Here is an 11,846-nt window from a genome sequence, read left to right as displayed (position 1 = left end):
GGGCCTCAGGGCATCAGCCTGTTGGGCAGCCAGGTGGACAGCGGCGGGAAATAGCTGACCATCAGCAGCATGATGATATTGGTGATGATGTAGGGCGTGATCGCCCGGATCACCGGCGACAGCGGCAGGCGCGCGATATTGGCGGCCACGAACAGACACACCCCCACCGGCGGCGTGGTCAGCCCGATCATCAGGTTCATCACCGCGAAGACCGCGAAATGCAGCGGATCGATCCCCACCGCCAGCGCCAGCGTCTGCAGGGGCACGAAGAGGATGATCAGCGCCGCGATCGTCTCCATGAACATGCCGACGAACAGCAGCAGCAGGTTGATCAGCAGGATCACGATGAACTTGTTCTGGGTGACCGACAGCACCCCGTCGGCCAGCATCTGCGGGATGCGTTCCGACACCAGGATCCAGCCGAAGACATTGGCCGTGCCCACCAGCACCAGGATCCCGGCCGAGCTGATCGCGCTGTTGGTGATGATCCCGGGGATCGCGCGCCACGGCAGCTCGCGATAGATGAACAGCCCCACCAGCATCGCATAGAGACAGGCGACGATGGCCGTCTCCGTGGGCGTGGTGATGCCGGTCAGCAGCCCGCCCACGATCAGCACCGTCATCGCGATGGCCCAGATGGCCCCGGTGAACGAGCTGAACAGCTCCTTCATGCCCTGCCACGGCTCGCGCGGGAAGCCGTGCCTGCGGGCCAGGATGACGGTCGTGATCATCATCGCCAGCCCCATCAGGATGCCGGGGATGGCGCCGCCCAGAAACAGCTTGCCCACCGACATGCCCGACAGCGATCCGACGATGATCATCGGCACGCTTGGCGGGATCATCGGCCCCACCGTGGACGAGGCGGCGGTGACGGCGGCGGAAAACGCCGCCGGATAGCCCGCTTTCTTCATGCCGGGGATCATCATGCCGCCGACCGAGGCCACATCGGCGACCGCCGTGCCCGAGATGCCGCCAAACAGCATGGATGCCGCGATATTGGCCTGGGCCAGCCCGCCGCGCATCCAGCCGACCAGCGCATTGGCAAAGCGGATGATCCGCTCGGTGATGCCGCCCGAGTTCATCAGGTTGCCGGCCAGGATGAAGCCCGGGATGCACAGCAGCACGAAGCTGTCCATGCCCGCATACATCTTCTGCGGGATCACCACGAAGGGGATGTCGGCGAACAGCAGATAGGCCATCGAGGACAGGCCAAGCGTCACCGCCACCGGCAGGCCGATGGCCAGCCCCAGCACGAAGACGGACAGAAGCAGGGTCAGACCCATCAGAGATCCTCCGACACGGGGATGGGGCGGCCGTCATGGCGACCGGTCAGCATCTCGAAGATGCGCATCAGCGCCCAGAGGCCAAGCGCCACGAACAGCACCAGCATCGAGGCGTGCAGGAAATCCATCCGCCAGCCCAGGGAGGGCGCGGTCTGGCGCACGCCCACCCGCGTGTACTGCCACGCTGCCCCCAGCAGGGCGGCGGAGAACAGCGCCGTCAGAACCGCGCTGACCAGCCGCAGGATCCACGGCCAGCGGCCCGGCAGGCTTTCGCACAGCAGATCCACGTTCACCATGTCGCCGCTGCGCAGCGCCAGCCCGGCCCCGAGCGCACCGATATAGATCAGGCAGAAGCGCGTCAGCTCCTCGGTCCAGACCGGGGCGGTGGGCAGGAAGGTGCGCGCGAAGACCTGCAGCAGCACGGATGCCGACAGCAGCAGGAAGGCGGCCAGGATCAGAAGGCGGCACAGCCCCTCCAGCGCCTTGAAGGCCTGTGTCATGCGATCACTCCGGTAACGGGGCAGGGCGCCGGGCGCCCCGCCGCCTGCGGTGTCAGTTGTTGAAGATGTCCTCGACCGTGGGACGGATGTCCTCGGCCACGCCGGCGATCACCGCGTCGCGGGCCGCCTCGGCAAAGGCCTCCTGATCGACCTCGACGAAGGTCACGCCCTCGGCCTCCAGCTGGGCGACCAGCTCCTGCTCGTTCTCCATGAACATCTCGCGCTCGAAGGCCTGGGTGCTGTCGGCGGCGGCCTGCACGACGGCCTGATCGGCCTCGGACAGCTTGTTCCAGGCGTTTTCCGAGATGGTCAGATAGATCCAGGACCGGACATGCTCGGTCAGGTTCACGGTCTTCTGCACCTCGTAGAAGCCGCCCGACTGGAACAGGGCCAGCGGGTTCTCCTGCCCCTCGATGGTGCCGTTCTGCAGCGAGGTGAAGACCTCGGAGAAGGCCATCGGCGTCGGATTGGCGCCAAGCGCCTGCCAGGCGGACACGAACAGCGGCACGTTCGGCACCCGCAGCTTGAAGCCGTCCAGATCGGCGGGCGTGGTGATCTCGCGCCCCGCGGAGAGGTTGCGCGGGCCGCGGGCGAAATAGGTCAGCGGGCGGATGTCGGCCATCTCGATGATCTGGGCCTCGATCTGCTCGCCGATCTCGCCCGAGGCGACCTCGTCCATATGCTCGAGCGAGCGATAGGCATAGGGCAGCGCCAGCAACGCGGCCATCGGCGCCCAGTTCTGCAGGCTCTCGCCGGTGATGGTCATGTCGGCGGTGCCCAGCTGCATGCCGTTGATGACGTCGATCTCCTTCCCGAGCGACTCATTGGGGAAGACCTGGACCTCAACGCGGCCCTCGGTGCCAGTCGCGACCTCTTCGGCGAAATGCAGGGCGGCCAGATGCCAGATGTTCTCCTCGTTGGCCAGGTGGCCCAGCTTCAGGGTCACGTCGGCGGCCATCGCGGTGGTGGCCATCAGGGATGCGGCCAGGCCGGTGGCGAAGATGCGGGTCAGGGTCATGGGGTCCTCCTCCAAGGATCGGTGCCGGCTGTGCCGGGGTCAGGTGAAGTAATCGGGGCGGTCCTGCCGGATGATCGGCAGATCGGCCAGAATGCCCTGCAGATGCGTGCGGATCGCCGCCTCGGCGCCGGCCACGTCGCCCGCGGCGATGGCCGCGACCAGCGCGCGGTGCTGGTCGATCAGCCGGTCGATCGGGAAATGCTGGCTGGAGAGCACGCGCACGCGGTCCATCTGCGCCTTCATCGCCACCACCACGCGCCAGGCGCTGGCCTTGCCCGCGCCTTCGGCCAAGGTGCGGTGGAAGGTCTCGTCGGCCTGGATGAACTTGGGGGCGGCGCTGCCGGTCAATTGCGCCTGTCGGGTCAGCTGGTCCTGCAGATCGGCGATCAGGGCGGGATCGGGATCGGCGGCCAGCAGCTTGACGATATCGGCCTCGACCGCCTCGCGCACGAAGCGGGCATCCATCACCGCGTCCAGCGAGATGCGGGTCACGAAGGTGCCACGCTGCGCGCGCACGTCGACCAGCCCTTGGGCGGCCAGCGCGATGAACGCCTCGCGGACGGGCTGGCGGCTGACGCCGAAGCGCTGCGCGGTCTCGATCTCGGACAGGCGGGTCTCGGGGGGCAGGGCGTGGGTGATGATGGCCTCGCGCAGGATCTCGCAGACCTGCGCGGCGGTGCTGACGCGCGTCCTTGGCTCCAATAGCGTAGCTGCGATCATCGGCGATCCTCCCCTAGGATCACCTTTACACTATACTACCATTCCACAAAAGCGGTTTTCACGCTGCCTTGCGAGAAGGCAGCAAAAAACCCGCAGCCGGGGGTGGCTGCGGGTCATGTCAGGGGTGAGGGGCGCGGATCAGTCCTGGATCAGCCCGACCAAGATCTCGCGGACCTGGGTGGTGCAGGCCTCCTCATCACCATCCTCTGCCAAGTTGCGGGCCTCGCCCAGCTGCGCCCGGGCTTCGATCAGGGCGTCGCCGCCGTCACCGGCCTCTTCGGTGTCCTCGACGGCCTCCTCGGCATCCGCCTCGTCCTGATAAGGCACCGGCTCCTCGGTCCCCTCCTCGGTCATGGCCACGGACACGCGGGCGCCCGCGACCCCCTGACCGCCGGACGAGGCCGACATGGCCAGCCGAGCCGCGTCGTCCAGCACCTCTTCCAGGAAAGTGATGCGGTCGGCGCAATCGGCGGCGGCGGGTCCGGCGACCAGCGCAAGGCCCGCTGCCAGAAGGATCTGTTTCAGGGTCATGGCATGTCCTCAGCTGCGGAGTTGATCGGCGACCGGCAGGCGGCGGATGCGCCGCCCGGTCGCGGCAAAGATCGCGTTGGCGATGGCCGGGGCCACCGGCGGCAGGCCCGGCTCGCCCACCCCGCCCAAGGGCTGGTCGTAGCCGCCCGAGGACACCAGATGCACGTTGATCTCGCGCGGGGCGGTTTCCATGCGCGGGATCAGATAGCTGTCGAAATTGCCCTGCTGCGCGCGCCCGTCCTGGAAGGTGATCTCGGTCGTCAGCGCCTGGCCCGCGCCCATGATGACCGCGCCCTCCATCTGGGACCGGATGCGGTCCGGGTTGACATGGGCGCCGCAATCGATGGCGATCTCGACCCGGGGGATGCGGACCTCGCCGTCGATCACCTCGACCTCGACCGCCACCGCGACATGGCTCACGAAGCTGTAATGCGCCGCCAGTCCCAGACCCCGGCCCGAGGGCATCTCGCGGCCCCATCCGATCGCCTCGGCCACCGTCTCGGTCACCTTGCGCAGGCGCCCGGTGTCGATGGGATAGCGGTCGGGGTTCTCGCCATAGTTCCAGACATCGCCGATCTCGCTCGGGTCGATCAGCCGGGCCGGGCCGATCACCTCCAGCAGGTAGTCGCGCGGATCGCGGCCCGCCGCCTCGGCCAGTTCCGCGATGAAGGACTGGATGGCGAAGGCATGCGGGATGTTGGAGACCGACCGGTACCAGCCGATCCGCACATGCGCGGGGGCCTGCGGGTTCTCGGCCCGCACGTTGGGAATATCGAGGGGCATGTTGGTCAGGCCCATGCCCAGCTCGAAGGGCAGCTTCTCCTTGGGATCGGGGGCGAAGATCGACCCGATCGTCGGGGCGGCGGTGCGGTGCAGCCAGGCGACTGCCTTGCCGTCCGCGTCAAGTCCCGCCTCCATCCGCTCGACCGAGACGGTGTGGTAATAGCTGTGATGCAGGTCGTCCTCGCGCGTCCAGGTCAGCTTGACCGGGGCGCCCGCCTCGCGGCTGAGGATCGCGGCCTCCAGCACGAAATCGGGCTTGGACTTGCGCCCGAAGCCGCCGCCCAGAAGCGTGACATTGACGGTCACGTCCTCCTCGGGCAGCTCCATGCGCTGCGCCAGGCGCAGGCGGGTGACCTGGGGCGCCTGCACGCAGGCCCAGACCTCGCAGGATCCGTCGCGCACATCGGCCACGGCGGCGGGCGGCTCCATCGGCGCCTGCGCCAGATGGGGGATGTAGTATTCCGCGACCACGCGGGTCGGCGCCTCGGCCAGCGCGGCCTCGACATCGCCTCGGTTCAGGATCAGCTTGCCGTCGCCGGTCTGCACTGCGGCCTCCAGCTCGGCCTTGTAGTCCTCGGAGGAATAGGCGCCGTGGGGGCCGTCCTCCCATTCGATGACCAGCGCCTCGCGGCCCTTGATCGCGGCCCAGGTGTTGCGGGCGATGACGGCGACGCCGCCAAGCGGCTGGAACTCGGCTGGAATGGCGGGCGGGTCCAGACGCACGATCCGCTCGACCCCGGCGACCTGCAGGGCGGCGCTGTCGTCCAAGCTGGCGACGCGGCCCCCGAAGACCGGCGGGCGGGCGATGACGGCATAGAGCATCCCCTCGCGGCGCACGTCGATCCCATAGGTCGTGGTGCCGCGCGTGATGTCGTCATTGTCGACCAGCCCGATATCGCTCTTGCCGACATAGCGGAAGGTGGCGGGATCCTTGAGGCGCAGCCCCTCGCGGTCCGGGACCGGCAGGGCGGCGGCGGCGGTGGCCAACTCGCCAAAGCCCATGCTGCGGTCCGAGCCCTCGTGGCGCACGGCATGGCCCTCGGCGCGCACCTCGGCCACGGGCACGTCCCAGGCCTCGGCGGCCGCCTGTTCCAGCATCGCGCGGGCCGAGGCCCCGGCGCGGCGCATTGGATTGAAGAAATGGCGCAGGCTGCGCGAACCGTCGGTGTCCTGGTTGCCATAGCGTGGCTCGTCGCCGGGAGCCTGGGTCACGCGGACCATGTCCCAGTCCGCCTCCAGCTCATCCGCCACGACCATGGCGATCGAGGTGCGCACGCCCTGTCCCATCTCGGCGCGGTGGACGGTCACGGTGACGATGCCATCCTCGGCAATCGAGACGAAGACGTTGGGGTCGTCGCGCCAGCCGTTGGGCATGGCATCGGCGCCGAACTCGACCGGCGCGTCCTGCGCGCGGCCCCGGGCGGGCAGGCCCACGGCCAGAACCAGGCTGCCGGCACCCAGGCCCAGCAATAGGGAGCGGCGGCTGACATTCGCGATCATGCTGCCGGCCATCATTCCGTCCCCGCCTGTGCGGCCTGCTTGATCGCGGCCCGGATGCGCGGATAGGTCCCGCAGCGGCAGAGGTTCGCGCTCATCACCACGTCGATATCCTCGTCGGTCAGGTCGGGGGTGCTGTCGACCAGCGCCGCCGCCTGCATGATCTGGCCCGCCTGGCAGTAGCCGCATTGCGACACGTTCAGATCGCGCCACGCGACCTGCACCGGATGGTCGCCATTCTCGGCCAGACCCTCGATGGTGCGCACGTCCGAGCCTTCGGCGATCGAGATGGGTGTGATGCAGGCGAAGGTCGGATAGCCGTCCAGATGGATCGTGCAGGCGCCGCATTGGGCGATGCCGCATCCAAATTTGGTGCCGGTCAGGCCCAGCTCGTCGCGCAGATACCACAGCAGCGGCATCTCGGGGTCGCCATCGAAACTGCGTTCGGTTCCGTTCACGGTGAGGGTGATCATGATGGCTTCCTCGCTTTCAGATCGGGGTCCATCACGGCGGTGAGCACACCGTGACGTGATCGCCAACGCCAGGCGGGCGGTGCGGTTCCCGGTGAAGGGTCGGGGTGACCTGCGCGACAGTCCCTCAGGCGGGGGTCAGCGGCATGGTGAAGGTGAAGACCGTGCGCGCCTCGTCCGAGGCGACCTGCATCCGGCCGCCATGCGCCGTGGCGATTTCCGAGGCGATATAAAGGCCCAGACCCAGCCCCAGGCCCTGCTGGCCGAGGCGGTCGGTGGTCGTCTTGAAGGGCTTGAACAGGCCGGGGATCCGGTCGGGCGGAATGGGCACCCCCTCGTTCCCGACCGCCATGACCAGCCGGCCGTCGGTGACGCAGGCCGAGACGTCGATGGGCCGGCCTTGGGCGCCATGGGTGATGGCGTTGCCGATCAGGTTCGACAGCAGCTGCGCCAGCCGTGCCCGGTCGCAATGGATCGGGCCGGGCAGGTCGATGTCGGCCCGGATCTCCTGCCCCCAGGAGATGGTGCGGAATTCCCCGACCACCTGCTGCAGCGCCTCGGCCAGCGATCCCTCGAGGCTGCGGTTCAGCACGATGCCGTCGCCCAAGCGGTTGCGGGCATGATCCAGAAGGTTGGTGATCAGGTCGGTCATGCGCTGCGCCGCCGCGTCGATCAGCGAGATCAGCGAGGCCGTCTCGGGGTCGCCGGTCCGGCGGCCCAGCACACGCAGGCCCGACCGGATCGCATTGGCCGGATTGCGCAGGTCATGGGCCAGGATGGCCATGAACTCTTCCTGAACCTGCGCGATATGGCGTTCCTGATCCAGTTCGATGCGCATCTGCCGCATCTGATCCTCGCTGTGCAGCGTGTCGCCGATCAGCTTGGCGAACAGGCGGACCATCTGCAGGATCGACTGGTCGTCCAGGTTGCGCGGTTCGGGATCGAAAGCGCAGAGCGTGCCGAAGAACGACCCGTCAGGCCGCCGGATCGGGATCGACAGATAGCTTCGGAATCCGTATTGGCGGGGCGTGGGATGGTCACGATAGGTCTCGTGCTGTTCGACATCGTTGATGACGATCTCGGCCGCGCAGGTGCGCACCACATGGCACAGGGTCGAGCCCACATCCAGCTCGTCGCCCGGGGCCAATCCGAACTCCAGCTGGTCCCTGACCGAGCACATCGTCCAGTTCTTGTCCGTCACCCGTGCGATCGCGGCAAAGCGCACACCGGCCGCCAGACACACCGTTTCCAGCATCGTCGGCACGGCGGGATTGTCCCGGATGATCGCCAGATCGTCGGCAAGAAACGGATCCTGAGCCGGGGTCGCGTCGGATGTCGGCATCGGGTCTGTCCGGATTGTTGGCGTCGTCATAAACTTAATAAGGGAGCGCCGATCGCGCAACAATCCATCGCGTTAATATTTTGTCCACCAACGATCCGCGCGTCAGGATGCCTGGCCGCTGCTCAGACATCGATCCTGAAACAGGGGTCACTGCCGGGCCGAGGCCTGCAAGTCGTGATCGACAATGGCCCGCCAGCGCGGATTGTCATCCAGCACATGGCGCCGCGCGCCCCAGAAGCCCCACCGGCCCGGGCCCGAAACCGCGACGAAGATGTTGAAGAACTCTCCGCCGGCCTCGGCAAAGCTGTCCAGCGCATGGGTATAGATCCGGCCCATCTCGGGCGAATAGTGGAAGCGGGCGAAGAAATCCAGCAGGGTGGGATCGGCCTCGAGCGCCGCGTGATCGGGGACGATATGGCTGCCGCCCTCGTACATGACCAGCGCCAGACCGGACTCGTCGGCGATCTTCTTCTGCGCGTCCCACATGTCCCGCAGCGCGACCATCGTGGTGCCGGCCTCGTCGCCCTGCACGTGGCGGCCCTCCATCATCTGCTCGGACATCAGCGCGAAGGCCGCCTCGTCGCCCTGGTCGCGCCAGGACTGGACCAGCTCGACATTGGCCGCGCGCCCCAGCCCGCCGTCGAAATAGCCCGTCACCGCATAGGCATCGAAATGCTCTTTCGGCGGCCGGCGGTCCTGCCCGCCCTCCACCCAGTTCGGCGCGTCCAGCGCCGCATGGTTCAGGTCGATCCAGGCCGTATGCGCGGTGATGACCTTGCGATAGCGCTCGGGCGCATCGGCATAGACGGCGTCCAGCAGCAGCGCCATCTCGACCGACTTGCCGCCATAGAACTGCATCCAGCCATCGCCCTGTCCGGGCCATAGCGCCTCGGCCTGCTGCAGCGCCCATTGCGTCTGCTCGAACTGGAAGTTCCAGACCTCGTTGGAATATTCGTAATGCGCGGTCAGGGACGGGTCCAGATTGTCATGCACATAGGTGGCGAAGCGGGTGATGTAATCCGGGGTGGCCAGATGGGGCATGCAGAACCACGGATCGATGCCCAGCCTGTTGGCCAGCATCACCATGACCTCGACCGGGGCGCCCAAGGTCCAAGTGGCCGAGGACGGCTTGGGGCGATCCTCCCAGTCCGACAGGGTGCTGTTGTTTGTGCCCATCCAGTCCATGAAGCGGATCAGGCGGAAGTCCTGCAGCAGCTCCATCCAGACGGGCCGGAACACCTCTCCGGCATCATGGGCGGCCTGCAGGTCCTCGTGGACGCAGACGAAGTTGCGGACCGGATCGGCGGCATCCTGCTGGGTGATGTCGATCGAGACGATGCCGGTGTCCGAGGTGACATAGTCGAATTCGGCCGAGTTCTCGCCCTGGCGGATATTGGTGGCGGTGCCGTTCAGGACCACGGTCCCGGTGCCCTGCCAGGTCATCCGGTAATGACCGTTCAGGCTGGTGTCGTCCGCCGACAGGTCGCACAGGATGATCGTGCCGACCGAAGTCGCGCCCTCGGGGATCGAGACGGGCCAGCCATCCGCGTCCAGATGCCCGGCCTCGCGCAACTGCTGGTTCGTGTGGGACACGAATTCAGAGGGCGACCGGGCCATCCATTCGCGGCTCTGCCGCATGACGTCGATGAAGGGCTGCGCGGCCTGCCAATCCGCGATCCCCGACAGGCCTGCCGCGACGAAGGGCCTGCGCACCGGATCCGCGCCGCCCTGCAGGGCCGTGCCCGAGGTTCGCGCAAAGGCCACCGAGCTCTGAAGATAGCTGGCCAGGGTCAGCAGAAGGACGGAGCGTCTGTTCATGGGGGCGCCTTACAGGGAAATGGTGACAACGAACCAACGGGTCCAGTTATCGCAGCAATCGCGCCCCGACGCAATCTGAGCCCAGGGTCACCCACGTCTTTGCGATGTGGTCACGTCATCAGCAGAACCGGCGGTCTGCACCACATTTGACATAATTCGGCTTATGACCAACTCAGCGCCCGCACCCCTACAGTCCCGGGATCATCCGCTTCAGGCGGCGCAGCGCCCGCCAGCGGCTGGAGGGACGCTCGGGGTCCAGCAGACGGCTTTCCTCGAACAGGGCCTCCTCGATGCCGTTCACCTCGGGCACCTCGAACAGGACCAGCGACCGGCCCTCGGACCGCAGCGCCTCGATGGCGCCGATCAGCGAGCCGTCCGCGCGGTCGATGGCGTCCTCCACCTCCGGGATCGAGACGCCCAGATGCTCGGCCAGCAGGTCGTGGCGCAGCCGCAGGATGGACCGGCGGGTCTCGTCCCGGATCTCGCTGCCCATCGCGGCATCGACGCTGAGATCGCATTCGGTGTCGAACCCAAGCGAGCGGTTGTTCAGATTCGACGAGCCGACCTTCAGGAAACGGTCGTCGACGACCATGACCTTGGCATGGACGTAGATCGGATTGCGCTGCTGCGTGACCGGCGTGTACAGGCGAAAGCGGCCATGCCGGTCGGCGGTCTTCAGCATCTCCATCAGAAGCGCCCGGGTCGAGCCCATGACCTCTTCCTCCAGCCAGCCATCGGCCTCGTCGGGATTGACCACGACGATCTCGGGGCCATCGGGCTCGCGCAGGCGTATGGCCATCGCCTCGGCGATCTTGCGCGAGGCGAAATACTGGCTTTCGATATAGATCGTGTGGCGGGCGGCAGCGATGGCGGCCAGATACAGGGCCTCGATCTCGTGGATCGGCGCGCGGCCGTCATGTTCGGGCGCGGTCCGTGACAGGGCCACGTCGATATCGCAGAGCAGAGGCTCCAGCCGGTCGGGCCAGCTGCTGTCGGTGGGCGGCGGCGGGTCCAGCACCTCGCCCGTCGCGCGGCGCCAGCGGTCGCGCGCCAGATCGCCCAGCACTCGCGCCGCCTCGCCCTCGACGGCAGTCGAGACATCGTGCCACGGCCCGTAGCTGCGCTTGGTCGAGGGACGCACCCGCCCCGGCTCGTCGTCCAGATGCGCGCGCGTGTCCCACCGGTCCCCGGTCATGTCGATGCCGCCGCAGAAGGCCAGCGCGTCGTCGATCACGACGATCTTCTGGTGATGGGCCGATCCGACCGGATGGGCGCTGTCCAAGCGGAAATGGATCCGCTTGTCCGTCATCCAGTTCAGGATCACCAAGGGCGTGGTGCCCCGCCCGAGCGCGTTCATCGCCCCCAGGTTCCAGCGCAGGACATGAACCTGCAGGTCGGGGTTCTGATCGACCGCCCAGGTCAGCAGCTTGCCCAGCTTGTTGGGCACGTCGGCATCGTCCGAGGGGCGATCCAAAACGATGCGCGTGTCGAAATCCCACCCGATCAGCAGGATACTGTGGCGGGCCGTCTGAATGGCGGCGCGTATGACCGCGAAATAGTCCTCGGCATCGATGATGACCGCCAGCCGATCCGCCCGCGCCACCTTCCAGCATGTGTCGCCCTCTCGAAGGACGGACGGTCCTGTCACGTCGGTCATTCCCGGCTCCTGTATTCGTCAATCCGCAGGTCTAGCACAGTCCGACGTGAACGGCCATGTTCACGCACGGACCATGTGCCCGAAAGCGCCGCGCCCCTAGCTGTTCAGTCCCGGCATCTGGTGGATCGGGTTCAGGATGAATCTGTCTGGCTCGGATGTCCAGATCCTGCAGATGTATTCGGAAGGCGTGAGGGCCAGCCATGGTCCGCCATCGGTCCGAGGACCAT

10 protein-coding genes are annotated in these 11,846 nt (G+C 67.2%); all 10 read right to left on the bottom strand.

Annotated elements, in window-relative coordinates:
* Positions 1-5 precede the first annotated feature (5 nt).
* Positions 6-1,283, bottom strand: a complete 1,278-nt coding sequence (locus FA743_RS13105) for a TRAP transporter large permease (protein ID WP_136886556.1) — start codon at positions 1,281-1,283, stop codon at positions 6-8.
* On the bottom strand, positions 1,283-1,783 hold the full coding sequence (locus tag FA743_RS13100) for a TRAP transporter small permease (RefSeq protein WP_136886555.1): 501 nt from the start codon (positions 1,781-1,783) through the stop codon (positions 1,283-1,285). The genes FA743_RS13105 and FA743_RS13100 overlap by 1 nt, the downstream gene beginning before the upstream one ends.
* A 52-nt stretch (positions 1,784-1,835) precedes the next feature.
* Complete coding sequence (locus FA743_RS13095; protein ID WP_136886554.1) at positions 1,836-2,801, bottom strand: TRAP transporter substrate-binding protein; 966 nt, start codon at positions 2,799-2,801, stop codon at positions 1,836-1,838.
* 39 nt (positions 2,802-2,840) lie between these two features.
* The gene (locus FA743_RS13090) at positions 2,841-3,521 is read right to left on the bottom strand and encodes a GntR family transcriptional regulator (protein ID WP_136886553.1); all 681 of its coding nucleotides are present in this window, start codon (positions 3,519-3,521) and stop codon (positions 2,841-2,843) included.
* A 138-nt stretch (positions 3,522-3,659) separates the two neighbouring features.
* Positions 3,660-4,052 (bottom strand): hypothetical protein, encoded by a 393-nt coding sequence (locus FA743_RS13085; protein WP_136886552.1) that lies wholly within the window; start codon positions 4,050-4,052, stop codon positions 3,660-3,662.
* A 9-nt stretch (positions 4,053-4,061) separates the two neighbouring features.
* The gene (locus tag FA743_RS13080) at positions 4,062-6,347 is read right to left on the bottom strand and encodes a xanthine dehydrogenase family protein molybdopterin-binding subunit (RefSeq protein WP_136886551.1); all 2,286 of its coding nucleotides are present in this window, start codon (positions 6,345-6,347) and stop codon (positions 4,062-4,064) included.
* A complete protein-coding gene (locus FA743_RS13075) occupies positions 6,347-6,805 on the bottom strand; it encodes a (2Fe-2S)-binding protein (protein WP_136886550.1) in 459 nt (152 codons plus the stop codon). Before FA743_RS13075 ends, FA743_RS13080 begins: the two co-directional genes overlap by 1 nt.
* Positions 6,806-6,929: 124 nt before the next feature.
* Positions 6,930-8,144 (bottom strand): GAF domain-containing sensor histidine kinase, encoded by a 1,215-nt coding sequence (locus FA743_RS13070; RefSeq protein WP_136886549.1) that lies wholly within the window; start codon positions 8,142-8,144, stop codon positions 6,930-6,932.
* Positions 8,145-8,291: 147 nt separating this feature from the next.
* Entirely contained in the window at positions 8,292-9,962 is a 1,671-nt protein-coding gene (locus FA743_RS13065) for a hypothetical protein (protein ID WP_136886548.1), read from the bottom strand.
* Between the two features lie 187 nt (positions 9,963-10,149).
* Positions 10,150-11,619, bottom strand: a complete 1,470-nt coding sequence (locus FA743_RS13060) for a phospholipase D-like domain-containing protein (protein WP_136886547.1) — start codon at positions 11,617-11,619, stop codon at positions 10,150-10,152.
* Between the last annotated feature and the right edge of the window lie 227 nt (positions 11,620-11,846).

Origin of the sequence: Paracoccus gahaiensis, assembly GCF_005048225.1 — a bacterium.
Taxonomy (GTDB): Bacteria; Pseudomonadota; Alphaproteobacteria; order Rhodobacterales; family Rhodobacteraceae; genus Paracoccus; species Paracoccus gahaiensis.
Note: the sequence above shows the minus strand (reverse complement) of the source record. Positions and strands in the feature narration are given on the sequence as shown.